The 23986-nt window shown below is 72.9% G+C and carries 24 protein-coding genes; 8 read left to right on the top strand and 16 right to left on the bottom strand.

Annotated elements, in window-relative coordinates:
• Entirely contained in the window at nt 1-1899 is a 1899-nt protein-coding gene (locus tag ACLIN4_RS18680; protein WP_411576762.1) for an NAD-binding protein, read from the top strand.
• 33 nt (nt 1900-1932) lie between these two features.
• On the opposite strand, the gene ACLIN4_RS18675 is transcribed toward ACLIN4_RS18680, so the two are convergent.
• Nucleotides 1933-3777 (bottom strand): S9 family peptidase, encoded by a 1845-nt coding sequence (locus ACLIN4_RS18675; protein ID WP_411576027.1) that lies wholly within the window; start codon nt 3775-3777, stop codon nt 1933-1935.
• A 143-nt stretch (nt 3778-3920) separates the two neighbouring features.
• Between ACLIN4_RS18675 and ACLIN4_RS18670 the strand changes: the two genes are divergently transcribed.
• A complete protein-coding gene (locus tag ACLIN4_RS18670) occupies nt 3921-4778 on the top strand; it encodes an SURF1 family protein (RefSeq protein ID WP_107477895.1) in 858 nt (285 codons plus the stop codon).
• A 72-nt stretch (nt 4779-4850) separates the two neighbouring features.
• Here ACLIN4_RS18670 and ACLIN4_RS18665 read toward each other — a convergent pair whose 3' ends face one another.
• The 7 genes from ACLIN4_RS18665 to ACLIN4_RS18635 form a co-directional block, all read right to left on the bottom strand.
• Nucleotides 4851-6044 carry a hypothetical protein gene (locus ACLIN4_RS18665; RefSeq protein WP_289908642.1) on the bottom strand — a complete coding sequence of 398 codons (1194 nt, stop codon included), beginning with the start codon at nt 6042-6044 and terminating at the stop codon, nt 4851-4853.
• Nucleotides 6041-6616 (bottom strand): SigE family RNA polymerase sigma factor, encoded by a 576-nt coding sequence (locus tag ACLIN4_RS18660; protein WP_043371709.1) that lies wholly within the window; start codon nt 6614-6616, stop codon nt 6041-6043. Before ACLIN4_RS18660 ends, ACLIN4_RS18665 begins: the two co-directional genes overlap by 4 nt.
• Nucleotides 6617-7114: 498 nt before the next feature.
• Nucleotides 7115-8191: an aspartate-semialdehyde dehydrogenase gene (locus ACLIN4_RS18655; protein WP_289908641.1), complete on the bottom strand. Its 1077-nt coding sequence runs from the start codon at nt 8189-8191 to the stop codon at nt 7115-7117.
• Nucleotides 8191-9468, bottom strand: a complete 1278-nt coding sequence (locus tag ACLIN4_RS18650) for an aspartate kinase (RefSeq protein ID WP_043371704.1) — start codon at nt 9466-9468, stop codon at nt 8191-8193. Before ACLIN4_RS18650 ends, ACLIN4_RS18655 begins: the two co-directional genes overlap by 1 nt.
• A 348-nt stretch (nt 9469-9816) precedes the next feature.
• Nucleotides 9817-10476 carry a DUF5063 domain-containing protein gene (locus tag ACLIN4_RS18645; protein ID WP_107477897.1) on the bottom strand — a complete coding sequence of 220 codons (660 nt, stop codon included), beginning with the start codon at nt 10474-10476 and terminating at the stop codon, nt 9817-9819.
• Nucleotides 10469-11068, bottom strand: coding sequence for a recombination mediator RecR (gene recR, locus ACLIN4_RS18640; protein ID WP_073726473.1), 600 nt, complete (start codon nt 11066-11068; stop codon nt 10469-10471). Before recR ends, ACLIN4_RS18645 begins: the two co-directional genes overlap by 8 nt.
• A 73-nt stretch (nt 11069-11141) precedes the next feature.
• Nucleotides 11142-11483 (bottom strand): YbaB/EbfC family nucleoid-associated protein, encoded by a 342-nt coding sequence (locus ACLIN4_RS18635; protein WP_107477898.1) that lies wholly within the window; start codon nt 11481-11483, stop codon nt 11142-11144.
• A 292-nt stretch (nt 11484-11775) separates the two neighbouring features.
• Between ACLIN4_RS18635 and ACLIN4_RS18630 the strand changes: the two genes are divergently transcribed.
• The gene (locus tag ACLIN4_RS18630; protein ID WP_100045319.1) at nt 11776-12534 is read left to right on the top strand and encodes an SLATT domain-containing protein; all 759 of its coding nucleotides are present in this window, start codon (nt 11776-11778) and stop codon (nt 12532-12534) included.
• A gap of 88 nt (nt 12535-12622) precedes the next feature.
• Here ACLIN4_RS18630 and ACLIN4_RS18625 read toward each other — a convergent pair whose 3' ends face one another.
• The 3 genes from ACLIN4_RS18625 to ACLIN4_RS18615 all read right to left on the bottom strand — a co-directional run bounded on the left by ACLIN4_RS18625 (nt 12623) and on the right by ACLIN4_RS18615 (nt 15644).
• Nucleotides 12623-14479 carry a serine/threonine-protein kinase gene (locus ACLIN4_RS18625; protein ID WP_411576026.1) on the bottom strand — a complete coding sequence of 619 codons (1857 nt, stop codon included), beginning with the start codon at nt 14477-14479 and terminating at the stop codon, nt 12623-12625.
• Nucleotides 14480-14568: 89 nt separating this feature from the next.
• Nucleotides 14569-15036 (bottom strand): MarR family winged helix-turn-helix transcriptional regulator, encoded by a 468-nt coding sequence (locus ACLIN4_RS18620; RefSeq protein ID WP_100045317.1) that lies wholly within the window; start codon nt 15034-15036, stop codon nt 14569-14571.
• Nucleotides 15033-15644, bottom strand: a complete 612-nt coding sequence (locus tag ACLIN4_RS18615) for a DJ-1/PfpI family protein (protein ID WP_382086653.1) — start codon at nt 15642-15644, stop codon at nt 15033-15035. Before ACLIN4_RS18615 ends, ACLIN4_RS18620 begins: the two co-directional genes overlap by 4 nt.
• Before the next feature lie 209 nt (nt 15645-15853).
• Here ACLIN4_RS18615 and ACLIN4_RS18610 point away from each other — a divergent pair, with 209 nt between their 5' ends.
• The 3 genes from ACLIN4_RS18610 (at nt 15854) to ACLIN4_RS18600 (ending at nt 18820) form a co-directional block, all read left to right on the top strand.
• Nucleotides 15854-17209, top strand: a complete 1356-nt coding sequence (locus ACLIN4_RS18610; RefSeq protein ID WP_381911057.1) for an aspartate aminotransferase family protein — start codon at nt 15854-15856, stop codon at nt 17207-17209.
• A gap of 140 nt (nt 17210-17349) precedes the next feature.
• On the top strand, nt 17350-18051 hold the full coding sequence (locus tag ACLIN4_RS18605; protein ID WP_100045314.1) for a GntR family transcriptional regulator: 702 nt from the start codon (nt 17350-17352) through the stop codon (nt 18049-18051).
• Between the two features lie 118 nt (nt 18052-18169).
• Entirely contained in the window at nt 18170-18820 is a 651-nt protein-coding gene (locus tag ACLIN4_RS18600) for a hypothetical protein (RefSeq protein ID WP_107477903.1), read from the top strand.
• Between the two features lie 15 nt (nt 18821-18835).
• Here the strand turns inward: ACLIN4_RS18600 and ACLIN4_RS18595 are convergent, their stop codons facing one another.
• The 5 genes from ACLIN4_RS18595 to ACLIN4_RS18575 all read right to left on the bottom strand — a co-directional run bounded on the left by ACLIN4_RS18595 (nt 18836) and on the right by ACLIN4_RS18575 (nt 22339).
• Entirely contained in the window at nt 18836-19126 is a 291-nt protein-coding gene (locus ACLIN4_RS18595) for a hypothetical protein (protein ID WP_107477904.1), read from the bottom strand.
• A gap of 43 nt (nt 19127-19169) precedes the next feature.
• Nucleotides 19170-20045 (bottom strand): sigma-70 family RNA polymerase sigma factor, encoded by an 876-nt coding sequence (locus ACLIN4_RS18590; protein ID WP_107477905.1) that lies wholly within the window; start codon nt 20043-20045, stop codon nt 19170-19172.
• A gap of 76 nt (nt 20046-20121) precedes the next feature.
• Entirely contained in the window at nt 20122-20322 is a 201-nt protein-coding gene (locus tag ACLIN4_RS18585; RefSeq protein ID WP_100045311.1) for a hypothetical protein, read from the bottom strand.
• A gap of 124 nt (nt 20323-20446) precedes the next feature.
• Entirely contained in the window at nt 20447-20938 is a 492-nt protein-coding gene (locus tag ACLIN4_RS18580; protein ID WP_100045310.1) for a DUF3515 family protein, read from the bottom strand.
• Between the two features lie 117 nt (nt 20939-21055).
• Entirely contained in the window at nt 21056-22339 is a 1284-nt protein-coding gene (locus ACLIN4_RS18575; protein ID WP_289908631.1) for an adenylosuccinate synthase, read from the bottom strand.
• A gap of 184 nt (nt 22340-22523) precedes the next feature.
• Between ACLIN4_RS18575 and ACLIN4_RS18570 the strand changes: the two genes are divergently transcribed.
• Together ACLIN4_RS18570 and ACLIN4_RS18565 are read left to right on the top strand one after the other, a co-directional pair.
• The gene (locus ACLIN4_RS18570) at nt 22524-23456 is read left to right on the top strand and encodes a diacylglycerol kinase (RefSeq protein ID WP_289908630.1); all 933 of its coding nucleotides are present in this window, start codon (nt 22524-22526) and stop codon (nt 23454-23456) included.
• A gap of 104 nt (nt 23457-23560) precedes the next feature.
• Nucleotides 23561-23977, top strand: coding sequence for a DUF6086 family protein (locus ACLIN4_RS18565; RefSeq protein ID WP_289908628.1), 417 nt, complete (start codon nt 23561-23563; stop codon nt 23975-23977).
• The last annotated feature ends 9 nt before the right edge of the window (nt 23978-23986 follow it).

Here is a 23986-nt window from a genome sequence, read left to right as displayed (position 1 = left end):
ATGGTGGTGTGCGGCGACGACGGACTGGCGCACCGGCTGGCCGCCGAACTGCGCGGGGTGTACCGCGAACAGGTCACCCTCGTCGTCCCGCCCTCCGGGCCCCGGGTGCGGCAGCCGGTGGCCGGGCGGGCCCGCGCGGCCTCGGCGGCGCTGCGGGACATGGTCAGCGCGGCCGTGAACCGCTCGGGCAGCGGCGCCCCGGAGGGCGGTGAGCCGAGCGGCGCCGGACGCGAACTGGAGGCCGCCGAGCCGACCGACGAGGTGCTCGCGCAGGCCGGCGTGGACCGGGCGGCGGCCCTGGCCCTCGTCTACGACGACGACGAGACCAACATCCGCGCCGCGCTGGCCGCCCGCCGGCTCAACCCCCGGCTGCGACTGGTCCTGCGCCTGTACAACCGGCGGCTCGGCCGGCACATCGAGGAACTGCTCGACCAGAGCGCCGCGCTCGCCACCGGCGACACCCGGGACGCGGGACTGGACGGCGCCGGGACGTCCACGACCGTGCTGTCCGACGCGGACACCGCCGCGCCCGCGCTGGCGGCGACCGCGCTGGTCGGCACCAGCAAGGTCGTCGAGACGGACGGGCTGCTGCTGCGCGCGGTGGAACGGCAGCCGCCGCGGCCCGGCGAGGTCGCCGACCCCGGGCTGTGCACGCTGGCGCTGCTGTCCGCCACGAGCAACGACCCGGCCGGGGCCGACGGTTCGGAGGGGAGCGGCGAGCAGGGGCCGCAACTGCTGCCCGACGCGGCGGCGGCGGAGGCGGCCACCGGACGCGGCACGGTCGTCCTGGAGCAGGTGTCGTACTCCGGTCCGCCGCTGCCCGCGGCGCGGGCGGGTGTGCCGCCGTTCGGCGAGCTGTTCTCGCGGCGGCTGCGGTGGTCGCTGGCGGGCCTGGGCGCGTGCGTGGTCGCGCTCGCCGTGGCGCTCATGGTGGTCACCGGGGACCATCCGCTGCACGCGACGTACGTGACGCTCCTCGACCTGTTCGCCATCAACGAGCCCGCGCACAACGAGGACTCCGGGCGGCAGGTGCTGCAACTGCTCTCCGGCTTCGTCGGACTGCTGCTGCTGCCGGTGCTGCTCGCCGCCGTGCTGGAGGCCCTGGGGACCTTCCGCAGCGCGACGGCGCTGCGCAAGCCGCCGCGCGGGCTCGGCGGGCACGTCGTCCTGCTCGGTCTCGGCAAGATCGGCACCCGCGTGCTGACCCGGCTGCGGGAGATGGACATCCCCGTGGTGTGCGTCGAGGCCGATCCCGAGGCGCGGGGCATGGCGACGGCGCGGCGGCTGCGGGTGCCGGTGGTGCTCGGCGACGTCACCCAGGAGGGCGTCCTGGAGGCCGCCAAGATCCACCGCGCGCACTCCTTCCTCGCGCTGACCAGCGTGGACACCACCAACCTGGAGGCCGTGCTCTACGCCCGTTCCGTGCGCTCCCGGCTGCGGGTGGTGCTGCGGCTGTACGACGACGACTTCGCGACCGCCGTGTACCGGACCCTGCGCGCCGCGCACCCGGGGGCGCTGACCCGCAGCCGCAGCGTGACGCACCTGTCCGCGCCGGCGTTCGCGGGGGCGATGATGGGCCGCCAGATCCTTGGGGCGATCCCCGTCGAACGGCGGGTGCTGCTGTTCGCCGCGGTACGGGTGGCGGGGCATCCGCAGCTGGAGGGGCGGACGGTCGGGGAGGCGTTCCGGGCCGGGGCCTGGCGGGTGCTGGCGCTGGAGGTCCGCGGCGACGCATCCGGCAACGCCTCCGAGGGTGATGCGGGGCAGGGGTCCAGGCTGGTGTGGGAGCTGCCCGACACGTACGTCCTGCGGGGTGAGGACCGGGTGGTGCTGGCGGCGACCCGGCGCGGGTTGGCCGAGTTGCTGGGGCGGCGGGCGCGGCAGGGGACGGGGCCGTAGGGGCGCCGCCGCCCCTACGGCCCCGCCGCGCGGCTAGCCCTGCGGCAAGTGCCTCGCCGCGAAGTCCAGTTCCAGCCGGACCTGCTTGATGCGCTCGTCCACCACCAACGACCCGTGCCCCGCGTCGTAGCGGTAGACCTCGTGGACCGCGCCCCTCGCCTCCAGCCGCTCGACGTAGTTCTCGACCTGGCGGATCGGGCAGCGCGGGTCGTTGACGCCGGCCGAGATGTACACCGGGGCCTTGACCTGGTCGACGTAGGTCAGCGGGGAGGACGCCTCGAAGCGGTCGGGGACCTCCTCGGGGGTGCCGCCGAGGAGGGTGCGGTCGAGGGCCTTCAGGCCCTCCATCTCGTCGTGGTACGCGGTGACGTAGTCGGCGACCGGGACCGCGGCGATGCCCAGCGTCCAGGACTCGGGCTGGGTGCCGATGCCGAGGAGCGTGAGGTAACCGCCCCAGGAGCCGCCGGTGAGGATCAGGCGCTCGGGGTCGGCGAGGCCCGAGGTGACCGCCCACTCGCGCACCGCCGCGATGTCCTCCAGCTCGATCAGGCCGACCCGGTGCTTGAGCGCGTCGGTCCAGGCGCGGCCGTAGCCGGTGGAGCCGCGGTAGTTGACCCGGACCACCGCGTAGCCGTGGTCGACCCAGGCGGCCGGGCCCGCGGCGAAGGAGTCGCTGTCGTGCCAGGTGGGGCCGCCGTGGATGTCGAACACCGTCGGGAGCGGGCCGACGGCGCCGGCCGGCTTCTGGACCAGGGCGTGGATGCGGCCGCCGGGGCCCTCCACCCACACGTCCTCCACCGGGACCGAGCGCGGCGACTTCATGCCGGGCGGGTCCAGGACGACCCGGCCGCTGGTGGAGCGGACGGCCGACGGCTCGGCGGCCGAGGACCACAGGTACTCCACGCTGCCGTCGGGGCGGGCCGTCGCCCCGGAGACGGTGCCGGCGGGGGTCTCGATCTCCACCAGCTCGCGCTCGGCGAAGTCGTACCGGAACAGCTCGCTGCGGGCCTCGAAGCCGTGCACGATCAGCAGGCCGCTGCCGTCCGGATACCACTCGGCACTGACGTCACCGGGCAGCTCCAGGGCGAGGTCGGTCTGCTCGCCGGTCGCCACGTCCCACACCAGGGGCTCCCAGCGGCCCCGGCGCTGGTGGCCGATGAGCAGGCGGGTGTCGCCGTCGACCGGCGCGAAACCGAGCACCTCCAGGCCGAGCTCCTCCTCACCGCCCCGGGTGTCGTCCAGCTCGGCGACGGTGGTGCCGTCGGGGCGCATCACGCGCAGCGCCGAGTGCATCGCGTCACCGTGCTCGGTGTGCTCGATCGCGATCAGCGTGCCGTCGTGGGAGATGTCGCCGACGCCCGCGGACTCGCGGTGGCGGTAGATCTCCACCGGGGCGCCGTCCCCGCGCGCGAGGTGGATCGTCGTGCCGTCCTCGTCGGTGGAGCGGCCGATCACCGCCGTGCGCCCGTCCCGGGCGAGGGCGAGGCCCGCCGGGTAGGACGGGTCCAGGCCGGGCACCGCGAGCTCGTCCTCGCCGCCCCCGAAGGGCTGACGGCGCCAGACGCCGAACTCGTCGCCGTCCTTGTCGTCGAACCACCAGATCCAGTCGCCGTCGGGCGAGAGCACACCGTCCGTCGTGCCGTTGGGCCGGTCGGTGACCTGGCGCTGCTCGCCGGTGGACCGGTCCCAGGCGTACAGCTCGTACGTCCCCGTCGCGTTCGACACGAACAGGGAGCGGTCCGGCGCGTCCTCGGCCCAGTCGGGCAGCGACACCCTCGGCGCCCGGAACCGCTTCTCCCAGTCGGGCATCTGCTCGTCCTGCGTCTGCCGCTCGTCCACGCCCACGTCCGACGGAACGGACCCGTTGCTCTCAGTCATGGCCCCATACTGCCCCGACCCGGCGACAACGCGCAGACCAGACCCCCAGCCTGTGGACAACCTCGTCCGTCCCGCCGCGCTCCCCCTGGTTTTCCACAGCCCCGCGGCAGAGGCGCCCGGGCGCGCCCCGTACCGTGGAGGGCGTGTACCGGTTTCTGCTGACGCCCCGCTGGTGGGGGATCAACGTCTTCGTCGTCCTGGCCATCCCCTTCTGCATCTTCATGGGTTCGTGGCAGCTGGGCCGGTTCGAGGACCGGGTCCAGGACCACGAGACCGTCACCACCCAGCAGGATCCGTCGCAGCGGGGGGCGGCCCGCCCCCTGGCCGAGATGCTGCCCGTGGACAAGGCGACGGTCGGCAAGCAGACGACCGTCAGCGGCCGCTACGCCGACCAGCTGCTGGTCCCGGAGCGGAAGCTGGACGACCGGGAGGGCTTCTACGTCCTCACGCTGCTGCGCACCGACGCCGGCAAGGCGCTGCCGGTCGTGCGCGGCTGGCTGCCCGGCGATCCCGACACGGCCAAGGTTCCGGCCCCGCCCACCGGCCACGTCACCGTCACCGGAGCGCTCCAGGCGGCCGAGTCGGTCGGCAGCAACGGCGTCAGCGGCCGCTCCGGGTGGCCGGACGGGCAGACCGGCGCCATCAGCGCCGCGACGCTGCTGAACCTGGTGCCGTACGACGTGTACGACGCGTGGGTCACGCTCAACGAGGGCGACTCCGGGATGCGGGCCGTGCCCGTGAGCGCGCCGCAGGGCACCGGGCTGGACCTGAAGGCGTTCCAGAACCTCGGGTACACCGCCGAGTGGTTCGCCTTCGTGGGCTTCGTGATCTTCATGTGGTTCCGGCTGCTGCGCCGCGAGGTCGAACTCGCCAGGGACGCGGAGCTGGGCCTGGACCCGGAGGACGGGACCGGGAGCGGGGGCGCGGACGGGGGCCGGTCCACGGAGCGGGACGCGGCCGAGGACGAGCCGAAGCCCCAGGCCAGCCCGTCCGGCGTCTGACGCCGGAGGCAGCCGAAGGGCGACGACGGCCACCGGCGGGTGCCGACCGGTGCCGACCGGTGCCGACGGGTGCTACGACGCGGCCAGCACGCCCGTCCAGTACACGGTCCCCGCGCACGCGCCGGAAACCGTCGCCGTCGCCGAGCCCGAGCCGCCCTCCGGGGTGTACGTCACCGCCACGCTCCCGTCGGCCGGGCCGTCCTCGGTGACCAGCTGGGTCGTGGTGCCGGAGTCGGCACCGTCGCCGCCGCCCGTGGAGGTGCCGCCCGCGGCGGTGGTGTCGGCGGTGGGCGAGGGGTCGGGCGACGGTCCGCCCGTGCCGCCGCCGGTGGTGTCGCCGGGGGTGGGACAGGTCTCCGAGGGCACCCAGGCGAACTGCACCTCGTACGCCGAGGCGGGCGCCAGGGTCAGCGAGGTGGTCTCCAGGGACGGGTCGGGCAGTCCGGCCGCCGCGTCCCCGGCCGCGTGCCGTGCGGTGCCGATCTTGCCGGCGTCCGCCGCGCCCTGCGGGGTGGCCGTCAGGGTGCCGGCGCCGACGACGGTACAGCCCTCGGAGGAGACGTTGGTGACGCGGAAGGAGCCGTAGACCACGCCCGTGGAGTCGGGGCCCGCGCTGCTCGCGACGGCCGGGCCGAGCTGCTCGGCCGTACACACGGGGACACCGGCGGCGGCGCTCGCGGAGGGGCCGGTGCCGGGGGCCGCGCCCGTCGCGGCGCCGCTCTCCTTGTCCTCGGGCTGCTCCTTCGGGTCGCCCTTCTCCTTGCCCTCGGCCGTCCCCGCGGTGCCGGCCACGCCGCTCTGGCCGCCGGCCGGGTCCTTGCCCTGGGAGGCGCCGCCCTGGGCCTGTGAGGCGTGACCGGCGACGGAGGGGTCGGCCCCCGGGCCGGTGGACTTGGAGACGTGCACGAGGGCCGGGACCGCCGTGCCGATGAAGAGGGCGGCGGCCGCCATGCCGACGGCGGCCTGGCGCTTGCGGGCCCTGCGGGCGGGCACCGCGCGGCGCAGGTGCTCCAGGGTGCCGTCGCTCGGCTCCACGTCCTGGACCGCCTGGCGCAGCATCCTGCGCAGGACCAGCTCGTCGGGGTCGAGCCCGTCGGGTTCCCGAGGAGGACCGTCCGCCCGCGAGGCCGCCCCCTGTTCGTGGGGGTCGGGGCTTGAGGCGTCGGGGCCCTGGTCGTCGGGGCCGTGATTCACAGTTCCGTTCCCAGCGTGCGTGTGCTTGTGCTCGTCACGGGCGTCGCGCCGTGCGTCGTGGCCGTCGCTCATGCCGGTGCCTCCATGGCGACCCTGAGCGCCGCGATGCCGCGCGAGCCGTAGGCCTTGACCGAGCCGAGGGATATGCCGAGCGTCTCGGCGACCTGGGCCTCGGTCATGTCGGCGAAGTAGCGAAGGACCAGGACCTCGCGCTGGCGGCGCTGGAGCCCCTTCATCGCCTTGATCAGGGAGTCGCGCTCCAGCTGGTCGTAGGCGCCCTCCTCCGCGCTCGCCATGTCCGGCATCGGCTTGGAGAGCAGCTTGAGGCCGAGGATGCGGCGGCGCAGCGCCGAACGCGACAGGTTGACGACGGTCTGGCGCAGGTACGCCAGGGTCTTCTCCGGGTCGCGGACGCGTTTGCGCGCCGAGTGGACGCGGATGAAGGCCTCCTGGACGACGTCCTCGCAGGAGGCGGTGTCGTCGAGGAGGAGCGCGGCGAGGCCGAGCAGCGACCGGTAGTGCGTCCGGTAGGTCTCGGTGAGGTGGTCGACGGTGGTACCCGCCGCCGCGGCTTCCTCCGCGCCGTCGCGCTGGTTCGATATGCGGGCCGGCCGCGCTGCGGGCATGGGCGCGATCACCGGCATGCCACCGGCCGGACCGGCCACACGGGGACGGACGGGCCGGACGGGTGGCCGCACGGCGGGGCCACGCGTCGCCGCGGGGAAATCGAGTACCTCTGCCACGCCAGTTGGACACGCCCACCCCCGTGAGGGTTGTACGTGCCGGGCGTCACGTTCCCGCGCCGGCCGGGCGGCAGCCCGGCCGGCGGTGCGTCATAGGCCCTCATCGTCCCGCTCTTCCCCTATGTCCCATGTGAACGAGCGTCCCCACGCCCGCCCTCGGCGTCCCCGCGCCACCTCACGCGCCCCCACGCCCTGAATGGGTGACCGCAAAGACGCTCCCCGCCCTCCGCACGGTTGCGGAGGGCGGGGAGGAAATCCTCTGATGCCACAGGTGCCGGGTACAAGTAGTCCGGACCGACTTCCGGATCACATCTCGTCCACGGATCCTACAAACGAACCCCACGGCTGCCGGGACGTATCGCCCCACCGGCCCCTGTCCGTCGGGCCGGTGACCCGCGCTCAGCCGAACTCGGCCGCGACCAGTTCCGCGATCTGAGCGGTGTTCAGCGCGGCTCCCTTGCGCAGATTGTCCCCGCAGACGAAGAGTTCGAGCGCCGTCGGGTCGTCCAGGGCCCGCCGCACCCGGCCGACCCAGGTCGGGTCGGTGCCGACGACGTCGGCGGGGGTGGGGAACTCGCCCGCGGCCGGGTTGTCGAAGAGGACGACGCCGGGCGCGGTGGCCAGGATCTCCCGGGCCTTGTCGACCGTCACCTCGCCCTCGAAACGGGCGTGCACGGTCAGCGAGTGCGTGGTGACGACCGGGACCCGTACGCAGGTCACCGCCACCGGGAGGTTCGGCAGCCCCAGGATCTTGCGGGACTCGTCCCGCACCTTCATCTCCTCCGAGGACCAGCCGTCCTCGCGCGGCGACCCGGCCCACGGCACGACGTTCAGCGCGACCGGCTCCGGGAACGGCCCGGTGTCGTCGCCGACGGCCCGCCGCACGTCACCGGGGTGCGTACCCAGCTCGGTCCCGGCGACCAGGGACAGCTGCCGCCGCAACGTCTCCACGCCGTCCCGCCCGGCCCCGCTCACCGCCTGGTACGACGAGACGACCAGCTCCCGCAGCCCGAACTCGGCGTGCAGCGCGCCCAGCGCCACGATCATGGACAGCGTCGTGCAGTTGGGGTTGGCCACGATCCCGCGCGGCCGCATCCGCACCGCGTGCGGATTGACCTCGGGCACGACGAGCGGCACGTCCGGGTCCATCCGGAACGCGCCGGAGTTGTCGACCACCACCACACCCTTGGCGGCGGCGATCGGCGCCCACTGCGCGGAGACCTCGTCGGGCACGTCGAACATGGCGACGTCGACCCCGTCGAAGGCCTCTTCGCCGAGCGCGACGACCTCGACCTCCTCACCCCGCACGGCCAGCTTGCGGCCGGCCGAGCGCGGCGAGGCGATCAGGCGGATGTCGCCCCAGACGTCCGCGTGCTGGGACAGGATCTGGAGCATGACCGCACCGACGGCGCCGGTCGCTCCGACGACGGCCAGGGTCGGCCGCCCGGTGCGCCCGGCACCCGCGATGTCGACCATCAGCGCCCGGTGCCTCCGTAGACCACGGCCTCGTCGCTGTCGGAGTCCAGCCCGAAGGCCGTGTGCACGGCGCGGACGGCCTCGTTCACGTCGTCCTTGCGGGTGACGACCGAGATGCGGATCTCGGAGGTCGAGATGAGCTCGATGTTCACCCCGGCCTCGGACAGCGCGGTGAAGAAGTCGGCGGTGACGCCCGGGTTGCTCTTCATGCCCGCGCCGACCAGGGAGATCTTGCCGATCTGGTCGTCGTAGCGCAGCGAGTCGAAGCCGATGCCCGCGCGGTTCTTCTCCAGCGCGTCGATGGCCTTGCGGCCCTCGGTCTTCGGCAGGGTGAAGGAGATGTCCGTCAGGCCGGTGGAGGCGGCGGACACGTTCTGCACGACCATGTCGATGTTGACCTGGGCGTCGGCGATCGCCCGGAAGATCGCGGCGGCCTCGCCCGGCTTGTCCGGGACACCGACGACGGTGACCTTGGCCTCGGAGGTGTCGTGCGCGACACCGGAGATCATGGCCTGCTCCACGTGCTTTTCCCCTTGCTTGATCGGCTCGCTGCTCACCCACGTGCCCTGAAGTCCGCTGAAGCTGGACCGCACGTGGATCGGGATGTTGTACCGGCGGGCGTACTCCACGCAACGGTGGAGCAGCACCTTGGAACCGGAGGCCGCGAGCTCCAGCATGTCCTCGAAGGAGATCCAGTCGATCTTCTTCGCCTTCTTCACCACGCGCGGGTCGGCGGTGAACACGCCGTCGACGTCGGTGTAGATCTCACAGACGTCCGCGTCGAGCGCGGCGGCGAGGGCGACGGCCGTGGTGTCGGAGCCGCCGCGGCCCAGCGTGGTGATGTCTTTGCTGTCCTGGCTGACGCCCTGGAAGCCGGCCACGATGGCGACGTTGCCCTCGTCCACCGAGGTGCGGATGCGACCCGGCGTGACGTCGATGATCCGGGCCTTGTTGTGGACCGAGTCGGTGATGACTCCGGCCTGGCTGCCGGTGAACGACTGGGCCTCGTGGCCCAGGTTTTTGATCGCCATGGCCAGCAGCGCCATGGAGATACGCTCCCCGGCGGTCAGCAGCATGTCGAGTTCGCGCCCGGCAGGGATCGGGGAAACCTGCTCGGCGAGATCGATCAGCTCGTCCGTCGTGTCGCCCATCGCGGAAACTACGGCGACCACCTGGTTGCCGTTCTTCTTCGCTTCCACGATCCGCTTGGCGACGCGCTTGATGCCCTCGGCATCGGCTACGGAGGAGCCTCCGTACTTCTGCACGACAAGGCCCACGTGCGCTCCTCGCTCAATCCGTCTCTTTCCGCACGTACGTACATGTACTGCGGTCGGCTCATTCTATCGAGCGTCCGAAATTCCCCCCTGCGGTATCGCATGGTGAGACTTCCGGGCCCGTCCAGGCAGGCTCATGCCCAGGAGGGCGCGGGTCACTCGGGAAAGTGCCCTGTGTCACACGTTCACAAGGGGGAGGCGCCCCGGATCCTCCCGCACGCTCAACGCACCGGTGTCGTAGAAGGCTCCGGGCTGAACCGCGGCGACGAACGCCGACCGATGACACTCCGGGCCGTTCTGCTCACGCTTTCCAGCGCGACACCCGTCCCCGGCCCACGCGACCGGACCGCGTCACCGCACCGGCCGCAGCCCCAGCGGGCCCGCGATCTCCCGCACCATGACCTTGCCGGCCTCCGTCTCCAGGGTCTCGTCGCCGAGGTCCTGGTCGGTGTCCAGGCCGTCCAGCTCCTCCAGGGGCTGGTTCAGGCGGACGTGGGCGACGACGGACTGGAGGGCGCGCAGGGTCGCGGACGCCGTGGAGCCCCAGTTGGAGAAGTAGGAGAACTGCCACCACCACAGGGCCTCCGTGGTGCGGCCCGCCTTGTAGTGGACCATGCCGTGGCGGAGGTCGGTGATGACGTCGGTGAGGTCGTCGGAGATACGGGCCGGGACCGGCGCCTTGCGCGGCTCGTACGGGTCGAAGACCTCGGAGTAGACGTCGATCGGGTCGAGGATGCGGGCGAGGTTCTCGCGGAGCTCGTCCACGTCCAGCTCGGGGCCCGGGTCGGGCTCGTAGCGCTCGTCGGGGACGATGTCCTCGTGGGCGCCCAGGCGACCGCCGGCCAGCATGAGCTGGGAGACCTCCAGAAGGAGGAAGGGGACGGCGGAGTCCGGCTCGTCGCCCTTGGCGACCTCGGTGACGGCGACCAGGAAGCTCTCGATCTGGTCGGCGATCTGTACCGCGAAGTCGTCCGGGTTCTGGTTGGTCGCGTGCAGCGTGGCGTCAGACATCTAGGAGTCGTCTCCCCTCGAAGGCGCGGCCGAGGGTCACCTCGTCCGCGTATTCCAGGTCGCCGCCCACCGGGAGGCCGCTGGCCAGGCGGGTGACCTTGAGGCCCATGGGCTTGATCATGCGGGCGAGATACGTGGCCGTGGCCTCGCCCTCCAGATTCGGGTCCGTGGCCAGGATCAGTTCCGTGACCGTACCGTCGGCCAACCGCGCGAGAAGTTCCCGTATACGCAGGTCGTCGGGGCCGACCCCGTCGATGGGGCTGATCGCGCCGCCGAGCACGTGGTAGCGCCCGCGGAACTCGCGGGTGCGCTCGATGGCGACGACGTCCTTCGGCTCCTCCACGACGCAGATGACGGCGGGATCACGCCGGGTGTCGCGGCAGATGTTGCACTGCTCCTCCTGCGCGACGTTTCCGCAGGTCGCGCAGAAGCGGACCTTGGCCTTCACTTCCATGAGGGCCTGGGCGAGCCGCCGTACGTCGGTCGGCTCCGCCTGGAGGACGTGGAAGGCGATCCGCTGCGCGCTCTTGGGACCGACGCCGGGCAGCCGCCCGAGTTCGTCGATGAGGTCCTGGACCACGCCTTCGTACAACGGACTGCCGTCCTTCCTGGGGTTCCTGCACTACGTACGGTAGAGGGCTTCGGCCGGTCTGAGAAAGGCGAACTCAGAAAGGCAGGCCGGGGATGCCGCCGCCGCCCAGGCCCTGGGCGAGCGGGCCGAGCTTCTGCTGCTGGAGGTTCTGCGCGTTCTCGTTGGCCGCCTGGACGGCCGCCACGACCAGGTCGGCGAGGGTCTCGGTGTCCTCCGGGTCCACCGCCTTCGGGTCGATCACGAGGGCGCGCAGCTCGCCTGAGCCGGTGACGGTGGCCTTCACCAGACCGCCGCCGGACTGGCCGTCGACCTCCGTCTGCGCCAGTTCCTCCTGGGCCTTCGCCAGATCCTGCTGCATCTTCTGGGCTTGCTGGAGCAGCTGCTGCATGTTGGGCTGGCCACCACCGGGGATCACGTTCAGCTCCTGTCGCCGCTGTCGCCGCGGGGTCGCCGCGGGATTTGCCGTTCGGCACGAGCCTACGTGGTCCGGGCGGCCCTCGCTCCAGCACTCTTTCGAGTGACACCGCGGGAGCCCTATACCTGATCAACGCCCTCTTCCGGGCGGAAAAGCTGCGGAACCCGGGGCCGGGCCACCCATTGGGCGGTAGGAAGGTTCCGGTGTACGGGGTCCGCGGGTCTCCGGTCTTCAGTCTTCAGGTTCTTCTGTCTTCAGGTCCTCACGGACGGTGAGCAGTAGGGAGTGCCGGGTGGGTCAGCCGGAGATGCAGCCCGAGAGGCCGCCGCACGACGGGCGGGGCGGTGAGGGGGCGGCCGGGCTCCGGCCGGGCGACCTGACCGGGCGGGCGTTTCCGCTCGGGGACTGGGCGCTGCCCGCGGAGCGGCTGGACGAGCTGTACCGGTGGGTGGAGCGGGGTGCGCTGGACACGGCGGCCTGGTATCTCGCGGACCGCGTGTGGAAGCGCCGGGGCGCCGTGGCGCTGCGGGGCGGGGCCGCGGCAGGGGCGCTCGCCGGGGCGGCGCTGCCGCTGCTGGACATGTCCGGGATGGTGGACGGGGCCGCGCCCTGGGGTTATCTCGCGCTGCTGCTGGCGGTCGCGTGCGTGGCCGGGGACCGGTACTTCGGGGTGACGTCCGGGTGGATGCGGGACGTGGCCACGGCGCAGGCGGTGCAGCGGCGCCTCCAGATGCTCCAGTTCGACTGGGCGTCGGAGAGCGTGCGGGAGGTGCTGGGTCCGGCGGACGGGACGGCGAGCGAGGCGGCCGAGCGGTGTCTGACGGTGCTGCGGCGGTTCTCCGAGGACGTCACGGAGCTGGTGCGGGCGGAGACGGCGGACTGGATGGTGGACTTCCGCAGCGGGGTCGCTCCGCTGGGGTTGCAGTGGGGGGCGGTCGGCGGGGGCGCCGGGCGTTCCGAGGCCGGGGGCGGAGGGGCCGGACGATTCTCCGTGGCACCGAACGGGGCTCGCCCGAACATGCCGAGACAGCGACCCCCCGAGCCCCGGTGACCGTGTGGGCCGCGGTGCCTGTGTGAGCCGCGATGCCTGTGCGAGCGACGGCACTGTGCGAGCCGCGGTGCCTGTGGGCCGCGGGGGCTCACTCCCGGGTGTAGGTCAGGCTCTCCCCGTTGTCGTTGTTCACCCGCCGCAGGCTGCCGTTCGGCAGCAGGGTGACCGTGGTGGGCTCGCCCGGGGCGCAGGAGGCGGCGGGACCCACCGTCACCGTCGAGGGGCCGATGCTCAGGGGACCGTCGGAGTCCGGGGCGGCTGACAGGTCGGCCTCGAAGACGCAGTGGTAGCTGCCACTGCCCGCCGGGCCGTCGGCGACGAGGGACAGGACCGTGTCGCCCACCTCGCCCTGCTGGATGGTCAGCCGCCGGGTGTGGACGCCGGAGGCGTTGTCGATGGTCGTGCTCCACGTGCCCAGGTACGCCGTGGGGATCGTGCCGTCCCGGGGCGTCGGGGTGGTGGGCCGGTCGGCTTCCGTCGTCGGGGCCGAGCCGTCCGGCGTCGGGTCCTGCCCCTGCCCCTGTCCCTGGGACACGGCCGTCGCGGTGCTCGTGGGGTCGCCGCCGGCCCGGTTGCCGCCGTCGTCCTGGCCGCTCATCAGCGCGTAGACCGAGCCTCCGGCGCCGAGCGCCACCACCAGGGCGACCACGACCAGGAGCGCGGTGGAGCGGCCTCTTCCGGCCGGCTCGTGGGGCGGACCGTACGGCGGCGGCCCGTACGGCGGTGGCCCGTAGGGCGGGGTCCCGTGCGGCGGCGGCCCGTAGGGCGGGGTCGAGCCGAGACCGCCGTACGGGTGCTGCACCGGCTGCGGCGCGCCGTAGGGCGAGGCGTGGCCGTGGGAGGCGGGCGGGGGGGCCGGAGGGCTCTGGCCCGCGACGAGTGTGGGCAGGTGGTTCAGCGGGGCGCCGCCGCCACTGCCCGGTTCGCGCGGGGGCGGTGGACCGGACGGATCCCCGTCGGGGGGCGAGGGCCGGTCCCGGTCCGGGTCCGGGACGTCAGGCGGCGGAGCCGCCGCTGCCGGTGACTCCGGGTTCTCCGCGTCCAGCAGCCGCACCGCGTGCCGGCCGAGCTGGGCGACCAGCGCGCCGGGCAGCCACGGTTCGCGGGAGCGGCCGTCGGCGACCGTGTCCTCGGCGCCCGTGCGGGCCAGTACCTCGGCGAGGGCGGGGCGGGCGGCGGGGTCCTTCTTCAGGCAGTCCCGTACGAGGTCGGCGAGGCCCTCGGGCACCCGGTCGAGGTCGGGCTCCTCCTGCGCGATGCGGAACATCAGCGCGTGCACGCCGCTGTTGGCGGCGCCGAAGGGCAGCTCGCCGGTGGCGGCGTAGGCGATGACGGAACCGAGGCAGAAGACGTCGCAGGCGGGCGTGATGCGGTCGCCGCGCACCTGCTCGGGTGCCATGAAGCCGGGCGAGCCGACGAGCGCGCCGGTGCGGGTGAGCCCGCCGTCGGTCACCGTCTGAAGGGCCCGCGCGATGCCGAAGTCGATGACCCGGGGGCCGTCGATGGTGACGAGCACGTTGGACGGCTTGAGGTCCCGGTGGATGATCCCGGCGGCGTGGATGTCCTGGAGGGCGTGGGCGAGCCCGGCCGCCAGGGTCCGTACCGAGCGCTCGGGCAGGGCGCCGTGGTCGTGCCCGACGACCTGCTGGAGGCTGGGCCCCGCGACGTACCCGGTGGCGACCCAGGGCACGGCGGCCTCGGTGTCGGCGTCCAGCACCGGAGCCGTCCAGTGGCCGCCGACCCGCCGCGCGGACTCGACCTCCTTGCGGAACCGCTCCCGGAACTCCTCCTGCGCGGCCAGCTCCTCGCGCACCAGCTTCACCGCGACCGTGCGGCCCCGGTCGGAGCGGGCCAGATAGACGTGGCCCATGCCGCCCGCGCCGAGTCTTCCCAGCAGCCGGTAGGCCCCGATGTGACGCGGGTCCCCGCCCCCGAGCTTCTGCATGTTCGCGCCGCCTTCCCCCCGCACGTGAACCCACGTGAGCAACAGACCGAGGATAGTGCGGGGCGGCCGTACGGGGAGCCGGTCTACTTCTACGGTTCCGTAACGGGCGGGCCGTCGAGCGCGCCCAGCACCTCCGACAGGCGTTCCAGGGCGGCCACCGCCTCGGCCAGCTCCGCGTCCGACCCGTACGCCCTCGCCAACCGGTCGGCGAGGGCCGCGTGTCCGGGGTCGATGCGGGAGACGGCGGCGCGGCCCGCGTCCGTCGGCGCGAGGAGCTTGGCGCGGCGGTGGGCCGGGTTCGGCCGGTACTCGGCGAGGCCGCGTTCCACCAGCAGGTCGGCGACGCGCTGCACGCTCTGCCGGGTGATGCCCATCGCGCGCGCGACGCCGGAGACGGGCAGCGGCTCGGGCAGGACCGCGCCGAGCACCTGCCACCAGGCGGCGGTGAGCCCGGCGGGGCGGGCCAGTTCCTCGGCGACCGCGAGGAACTGGCCGTTGAGCCGGAAGACGCCGAGCGCGGCGCGGCTGAGCAGGTCCTGCCGCTCCCGGCCGCTCACGCGGCGCCCGCCTTCTCCAGTACGGCGTAGGCCTGCGGGTCGGAATCGTGGAACAGCCGGTACCAGGCGTCCAGCACCTCGCCCTCGTACACCCCGAGCAGGCCGAGGATCTCGCGGGCGAAGGCGACCGGCTCGGTGGGGCCGGCGGTGATCAGGCCGCGGTCGGTGACCGCGTCGGCGTCCACGTACCGCCCGCCGCCCGCGTAGCCGGTGGCGGCCAGGTAGAAGGAGACGGCGCCGGTGTGCGCGCGGTCGTCGAGCAGGCCCTCGCGGGCCAGTCCGGCGGTGGCGCCGCAGATGGCGGCGACGGGGACGCCGGCGTCCAGGAAGGCGCGGGCGGCGCGGGCGAAGGGGGCGAGGTCGTCACCCGCGTCCCAGAGGTCGGCGCCCGGGAGGATCAGGAGCGAGCTGTCCGCGGGGCGCAGGTCCGCGAGGGCGAGGTCGGGCTGGACGCGCAGGCCGCCGACGCTGGTGACGGAAGCGGTGGTCGGGGCGACGGTGCGGACCGGGAACCCGGCGCGGGCCAGGTGGGCCGTCGCGTGTCCGGTCTCCCAGTCGGCCAGGGTGTCGTACACGGCGAGGTGGACGGGCTTGCGGGTGCCGTTCATGACTCCTCCTCAAAGCGGTGCCCAGGGCGAGGCGCCCATGAGTGCCTATGACAGAAGGCTGTCATTTAGACAGCAAGCTGTCAATGGCTTTCCTGACCGCCTCCGCCGCCTCCGCCCCGGCTCCCGTCGACAACCTGTCGCGGAAAGCCTCCGTCCACAGACAGGACGCCGATTACGTTTCCGCATCGCGGACACCTACCCTCGGCCGCATGACCCCTCAGCCCGATCCTCAGGCCGGCGCCGCCGTGAAGGCGGCGGACCGTGCGCACGTCTTCCACTCCTGGTCCGCGCAGGAGCTCATCGACCCGCTCGCCGTCGCCGGCGCCGAGGGGTCGTACTTCTGGGACTACGAAGGCAAGCGCTACCTCGACCTCGCCAGCGGTCTCGTCTACACCAACATCGGCTACCAGCACCCCAAGGTCGTCGCCGCGATCCAGGAGCAGGCGGCGAAGCTGACGACGTTCGCGCCCGCGTTCGCCGTCGAGGCCCGCTCGGAGGCGGCGCGGCTGATCGCCGAGCGGACGCCCGGCGACCTGGACAAGATCTTCTTCACCAACGGCGGCGCGGACGCCGTCGAGCACGCCGTGCGGATGGCGCGGCTGCACACCGGCCGGCCGAAGGTGCTGTCGGCGTACCGCTCGTACCACGGCGGCACCCAGCAGGCGATCAACATCACCGGTGACCCGCGCCGCTGGGCCTCGGACGGCGGCACGGCCGGGGTCGTGCACTTCTGGGCGCCCTTCCTGTACCGCTCGCGCTTCTACGCCGAGACCGAGGAACAGGAGTGCGCGCGGGCGCTGGAGCACCTGGAGACGACGATCGCCTTCGAGGGCCCGGGGACCGTCGCCGCCGTCATCCTGGAGACGATCCCGGGCACGGCGGGGATCATGATGCCGCCGGCCGGTTATCTGGCCGGGGTGCGCGAGATCTGCGACAAGTACGGGATCGTGTTCGTCCTGGACGAGGTCATGGCCGGGTTCGGACGGACCGGCACGTGGTTCGCCGCCGACCTCTACGACGTCGTGCCCGACCTGATGACCTTCGCCAAGGGCGTGAACTCGGGCTACGTCCCGCTGGGCGGCGTCGCGATCTCCGGCGAGATCGCCGCGACCTTCGCCGAGCGCCCCTACCCGGGCGGCCTGACGTACTCCGGGCACCCGCTGGCCTGCGCCGCCGCCGTCGCCACCATCAACGTGATGGAGGAGGAGGGCATCGTCGAGCACGCCGCGCGGCTCGGCGCCGAGGTCGTCGAGCCGGCGCTGCGGGAACTGGCCGAGCGGCACCCGAGCGTCGGCGACGTGCGCGGGACCGGCATGTTCTGGGCGCTGGAGCTGGTGAAGAACCGCGAGACCCGGGAACCGCTGGTCCCCTACAACGCGACCGGGCAGGCCGCCACCCCGATGAACGCCTTCGCCGCCTCCGCCAAGGCGCACGGCGTGTGGCCGTTCGTGAACATGAACCGGACCCATGTCGTGCCGCCGTGCAACATCTCCGAGGCCGAGCTGAAGGAGGGCCTCGCGGCCCTGGACACGGCACTGTCCGTGGCGGACGAGTACACCGAGTAAGGGGCCTGCCCGCATACGGGCAGGGAAGCGACCCGAGCGCGTAAGGTGGCGTGCTCGTACACCGTAGACATGTGTGCGAGCACGCCACAGACGTGTGTACGAGTACGCCCCCCCGTACGCGACGAGGAGACCGCCCGACCATGCCCGGCCCCAGCCACACCGGTGCCGTCACACGCAGCACCCTGCGGCAGCAGATCGCCGACGCGCTCCGCGACGAGGTGCTGGCCGGGCGGCTCCAGCCGGGGCAGGAGTTCACGGTCAAGGAGATCGCCGAGCAGTACGGGGTGTCCGCGACGCCCGTGCGCGAGGCGCTGGTCGACCTGTCCGCGCAGGGGCTGCTCGAGGCCGACCACCACCGCGGCTTCCGCGTGCACGAGTACTCGGTCGACGACTTCCGCGGCATGGTCGAGGCCCGCAGTCTCGTCATCGGCGGCATGTTCCTCGCCCTCGAAGGCGCCCGGCGGGGCGGACCGGACCCGGACGCCCCGCGGGTCGCCGCCGCGCTCGCCGGGGTCCGCCGACGCGGCGAGGAGGCCCAGCGCGCCGCCGCGGCCGGGGACCTGACCGTCCTCATCGGCTACGACCTGCGGTACTGGCGCGAGCTGGCCGTGCTCTTCGGCAACCGCTACCTCGCCGACTTCCTGCACCGGCTGCGCGTGCAGAGCTGGGTGTGCACCGTGCAGCACCTGCGGCGGCTCAGCGACCTGCGCGGCGCCCTGTGGTGCGGGCACACCGAACTGGTCGACGCCCTCGCCCGCCGCGACGCCCCGGCCGCGCGTGCGCTGATCGACGCGTACAACGCCCACTCGCTCGCCCTGATCGAGCGGCTCTCCCGGCGATGACCAACGCCTGAGGTGTCGTGGCCGGGCCCCAGATGGGTATGGGACCTGCACGCACCGCGCACCGACTACGCTTCCAGACCGTCCCGCCCGCCCGCCGTGCTGTGTGAGGAGCCCTCTTTTGGCCTGTGACCTGTGGCTGGTACCGCTCGTCGACGTCTTGTGCCACACCCCGGACAACCCGTTCGCCGAGGAACTCGCGCAATACGACAAGGTGCTCGCCGAGGCCGGGCTGCCGCCGGTGCCGGTGTACCAGTACATGCCGGGACTGTCCGGCGAGGTCGCTCCGGTGGCCGGATTCGACTACGACGCCCTGCACTTCCTGCGCCGGGCCTACCTGCTCCAGGTCTGCGGGCTCCCCGTGACGCCGGTGGACGAACTCGGCGGGGACTACGAGCAGTTGCTGGAGATGTTCGAGGCGACGGCCCAGCAGTCGCACCTGGTCTGGCACTACGACCACGCGGGCGCCTACGTGCCCGTGGACTTCCCGCACCCGCTCTCCAGTGACGAACTGCTGGCGGGTGGCGGCCCGTTGGGCTCCTCGCACACCCTGCTGCGGGAACTGGAGGCCGTCGCCCCGGTCCTCGGCATCGATCCCGCCAACCCCCCGGCACCCCCGGCGCCGCCGCTCGGCCCGACAGAGCTGGAGGAACCGGCCGTTCCCGCGCCGTACGACGCGAGCCCCTTCGCCCGTGAGCGCCATGTGTGGCTGGGCCTGCACGCGGCGGCCACGCGGAGCCTGGCGCAGGGATCGATGATCGTGTTCAGCTGATCCGCCGACGGGCGGTCAGCGCATCTGGGAGAGCCCCTTCGCCAGGTCGTCGCCGTTCATGATCGGACAGAGGTCGACCTCGGCGTTCAGCTCCAGGAAGAACGGTTCACCGATCGGCGGCATCTGCGAACTGTCCTGCATGTCGAAGACCATCAGGGCGGTCCGCCGTCCGCCGATGGTGCCGAAGTAGGCGGCCTCCGGCTTGATGTGGTCGACGGTCTCCTTGATCAGGTCCGCCATCCTGCCGTTGCGGATCACCTCGTTCGACTTCTCCGTGTCCAGCGTCGCCTTGAGCAGCACACGCATCGCACTCACCTTCTTCTGCCGGCGCGACGTGTACAGCTTCAGCCTATGCACCTATGCCCGAGATGCGCAGTTCGCCCAGTCGGTCCGGCTCCGCGATCACGTCGATGCCGGTGATGAGACCGTTGTCCGCGAAGGTGAAGCGGAGCACCACGCGCAGCCTGCCGTTCTCGGCCATGGCCAGGCCGACCCGGCCGTCCACCAGGACCACGCCGGTGAGCCGTGCCCGCGCCATCGAGGCCATCGCTCCCCTGGCGACCTGCTCGACGCCGGTGACGGCGACGGGCCCGGGCGTCGGGACGACCGCCGCGTCGGCACGCAGGACCACGTCCGGGTGGAGCAGGGAGACCAGCGCGTCGAAGTCGCCGCCGCGGGTGGCCGCCAGGTAGGCGTCGACCGCACGGCGCCGGCGGGGCAGGTCGGCGTCGGGCGCGGGGACGCCCCGGACCCGGCGGCGGGCGCGGCTGGCCAGCTGGCGGGTGGCGGCGGGGGTCTTGTCGAGCATCGCGGCGATGTCGTCGAAGGGCACGTCGAACATGTCGTGCAGGACGAAGGCGAGCCGTTCCGCGGGGCCCAGGGTGTCCAGGACGATCAGCAGCGCGAAACCGACCTCGTCGGCGAGCTGGACCTCCTCCGCGGGATCGGGGCCGGGCACTCCTGTCCGTGGCCCCTCGTCCAACGGCTGCTCACCACGGGTGTCGCGGGCGCGCAGCATGTTGAGGCAGACCCGGGCGACGACGGTGGTGAGCCAGCCGGAGAGGTTCTCCACCTCGGAGGTGTCCGCGCGGTCTGCCCGCAGCCAGGCGTCCTGGAGGGCGTCGTCGGCCTCGCTCAGGGAGCCGAGGATGCGGTACGCGACGGCACGCAGCCGGGGGCGGTCCCGCTCGAAGCGCTCCGCCAACGCCTCAGGTCGTCCGAGCACCGTACGACGTCCCTCCGTGTCCTCGAGGCCCCGCTCCGGGGTCTCGCAAGTGAATCACTTCGCCGCCCGGCGTCCCTCAGCGGATCAGCGAGATTCCCGGCGGCCACAGCACCGCGTCCGCCAGCAGCAGGGACGGCCCCAGGTGCACGGGGCACACCCGCAGCGGCGTCCTGCGGTGCCGGGCGACCTCGAAGCGGGCCGGGTCGCCGCAGTCCCCCGGGTCGCCCTCGCCACCGTACGGGCCCTGGCAGGAAGCGGCGCGGTCACGGTCGGTCATGCCCACGATCCGACACCACGCCCCGCTCCGGCGCCCGGCGAAAGGGGCCGAACGGCTACCGGGCGTCAGCGGCTGCGGCTGCGGCTGCGGCTGCGGGCCGTCAACGCCTGTCGGGCGCCAGCGGCTACAGCACGACGTCGGCGTCCTGGAGGCCGACGCACTTCCGCTCCTGCGGGAGCCACTTCACGGCAGGATCCAGCGCGGTGAGGATGCCGCCCACCTCCTCGCGCGGCCCCGTGTACGTGAACTCGACGGCCGGGGAGCGCCCGTAGGTCCGCAGGACGCTCACGCCGTCGCGCTTGAGCCGCTCCTCGTCCAGGACCCAGTCGACGCCGTCGACGGTGACGCAGAGGTTGATGTTCGGCGGCAGTTCCTCGGCGCCGCAGCGGAACACCGCCTTCTGGCCGCCCCAGGAGGCGACGCCGTCGCCGAGGGCCCAGTCGCGCGAGGCGCCGGGTATGTCGTCGGGGAGGCGGTCGACCACCTTGTCGCACTTGGCGTCGTCGGCGTGCGGGGCGGCGGAGACGCGGTGGCTGTCGACGTAGAGGAGCCCGCCGGTGACGGCGACGACCGCGACGGTCAGCCAGATCCACATCCGGGTGGTGGGCTTCCGCATGTTCCGATCCGCTCCGCGCTGTCTGTCCGCCGCTGGCACCCGCCAGCGTATCCGCCGGGTGAACGGCGGCGGCCGGGACCCCGCTCGGGCCCCGGCCGCCGCTGTCCGCCGCCGTTCCTACAGGAACGAGTTGATCTCGATCGTCTCGTCCCGGCCCGGGCCGACGCCGATCGCGGAGATCGGGGCGCCGGACATCTCCTCCAGCGCCTTGACGTACGCCTGGGCGTTCTTCGGCAGCTCGGCGAACGACTTCGCCTTGCTGATGTCCTCGCTCCAGCCGGGCAGCATCTCGTAGACCGGCTTCGCGTGGTGGAAGTCGGACTGCGAGTACGGCAGCTCCTCGACGCGCTTGCCGTCGATCTCGTACGCCACGCAGACCGGGATCTGCTCCCAGCCGGTGAGGACGTCGAGCTTGGTGAGGAAGAAGTCGGTGAGGCCGTTGACGCGGGTGGCGTAGCGGGCGATCACCGCGTCGAACCAGCCGCAGCGCCGGTCGCGGCCGGTGGTGACGCCGCGCTCGCCGCCGATGCGGCGCAGGGCCTCGCCGTCCTCGTCGAACAGCTCCGTCGGGAACGGTCCGGCGCCGACGCGGGTCGTGTACGCCTTGAGGATGCCGATGACCCGGCTGATCTTCGTCGGGCCCACGCCGGCGCCGGTGCAGGCGCCGCCCGCGGTCGGGTTCGACGAGGTGACGAAGGGGTACGTGCCGTGATCGATGTCGAGCAGCGTGCCCTGGCCGCCCTCGAAGAGGACCACCTTGTCGTCGTCGAGGGCCCGGTTGAGGACCAGGACGGTGTCGGCGACGTAGGGCGCGAGCTTGTCCGCGTAGCCCAGCAGCTCCTCGACGACCTGGCCGGTGGCGATCGCCCGGCGGTTGTAGAGCTTGGTGAGCATCTGGTTCTTGACGTCCAGCGCCGCTTCGACCTTCTGGGTGAGGATCGACTCGTCGTAGAGGTCCTGGACGCGGATGCCGACGCGGTTGATCTTGTCGGCGTAGGTCGGGCCGATGCCGCGGCCGGTGGTGCCGATCTTGCGCTTGCCGAGGAAGCGTTCCGTGACCTTGTCGACGGTCACGTTGTACGGCGTGATGATGTGCGCGTTTCCGCTGATCAGGAGCTTGGACGTGTCGACGCCTCGCTCGTTCAGCCCGCTCAGCTCGGAGAACAGGACCGACGGGTCGACGACGACGCCGTTACCGATGACCGGCGTGCAGCCGGGGGAGAGAATCCCGGAAGGGAGCAGGTGGAGGGCGTACTTCTGATCACCCACGACTACCGTGTGGCCGGCGTTGTTGCCGCCCTGGTAGCGCACCACATAGTCGACGGAGCCACCGAGCAGGTCCGTCGCCTTTCCCTTGCCTTCGTCACCCCACTGAGCACCGAGCAGCACAAGTGCGGGCACGCGCGTACACCCCTTCCGGGCGGGGCATGTCCATGGTCGAGGGCGTATGAGGTGGGTTTCCGCCACGTACACCGCGACCGTCGTTGGCCGCCACCGTCGGACCGGATGCCCCGGAATAGACGAAGCCCCTGGCGCAATAGCGCAAGGGGCTCTTGCACAAAGATGCTACCCGAGGAAGCGAGGCATGGCCGAGGTGGCGACTTCCGCGAGAACATCCGGCACTTCTTCCGCGATGCCCGATCAGCTTCTGGTGGTCGTAGATCCGGTCGCCCGGCGGACGGACGGGGAGTCCGTCCGGATCGCGAAAGACGTGCTCAGCGCGGGTGCGTCGAGTACGAAGGTGTGTCTGCCGGACGGTCCGGAGGAGTTCGCGCGGGCACTGCGGCGGCGGGGTTCGCGGCGGCCGGTGGTGGTCGGCGACGACCGGGCGCTGCTGCGTGCCGTGGGCCTGCTGCACCGGCACCGGGAGCTGGCGGCGTGCGCGCTGTCCGTGGTGCCGGTGGGGCCGGTGCTGGGCCTGACCCGTTCGCTGGGGCTGCCGTCGGGCGCGGTGGCGGCGGCACGGGCGGTGCTGGACGGGGCCGAACGACGCCTGGACCTGCTCGTCGACGACAGTGACGGGGTGGTGCTGGGGGCGGTGGGGATCCCGCCGGTCGCGGCGGAGGAGGACCAAGGGGACGACGGGACGGGGCCGGGTGGTGAAGCCGGGCCGGGCGGGTCGCGCTCGGCGTCCGCCTCGGCACGTCCCTGGCTGCGGACCTGTCAGTCCCTCGTCCGGACGCTGGCCTCCTCACGGCCGGTCCGGGCAGCGGCGGCCACGGGGGCGGCCGGTCCCTCCCGGCTGCGGGTGGAGGTCGACGGGGTGACGCTGGTGGACCTGGACCAGCCGGTCGAGGGGGTCTCGGTGATGCCGGGCACCGGCGGAGTGGCCGAGGTGGAGGTGCGGCCGCTGTCGGTGGGCGCGGAGGCGGCGCCGCTGACGGCGCGGGGGCGGACGGTGACCGTGTCGGGGGCCCACTTCCGGTACCGGGCCGACGCGGTGGTGTCGGGGCCGGTGGGGACGCGGACGTGGGTGGTGCGGGAGGGGGCCTGGGGGCTGACGCTGCCGGCGGGGTGAACGGCTCACGGGCCGCCCCGGCCGGGCGCCCGCCGGGAAAAGGGCGTGCGGACGACCGGTCCCGATACCTAGGCTTCCCGCCTGTTCTGATCAAGGGGGCACCTATGAGCCAGTACTTCGACATGGGCGACGAGACGCTGTGGAACCCGTCCAACGGAGCGGCCCGGCTGTTCCTGCGACACGTGGCCCTGTACGAGGCGGAACTCGGTGTCCCCTCCGGCATCGGGGAAATGGTGAACGACGAGTGCCAGGTCGATCCCGGCGCGTTCGAGACGTTCGTGAACAGACTGCTGGAGTGGCACCACGACACCGCGCACGCGGTCATCCACGGCCTCTCCCGCGGGTTCGTCGCCACCGCGCTGGCCCTCGCCCACCGGGCGGGGATCGAGGTCGGCTCGCCGGACACGGCGGACGGGCTCGAAGGGCGCACGGACGTGCAGGTGCCGCTGCCCGACCGCTCGCACTGGGAGGAACGGCTGCGGGAGCAGGCCACGGCGATCGAGCGCCGTATGCCGCGCTGAGCCGCGCGC

Source organism: Streptomyces mutabilis (assembly GCF_046628145.1).
Lineage (GTDB): Bacteria > Actinomycetota > Actinomycetes > Streptomycetales > Streptomycetaceae > Streptomyces > Streptomyces mutabilis.
The sequence above is the reverse complement of the archived record's forward strand: the minus strand, read 5'-3'. Positions and strand labels throughout refer to the sequence as shown.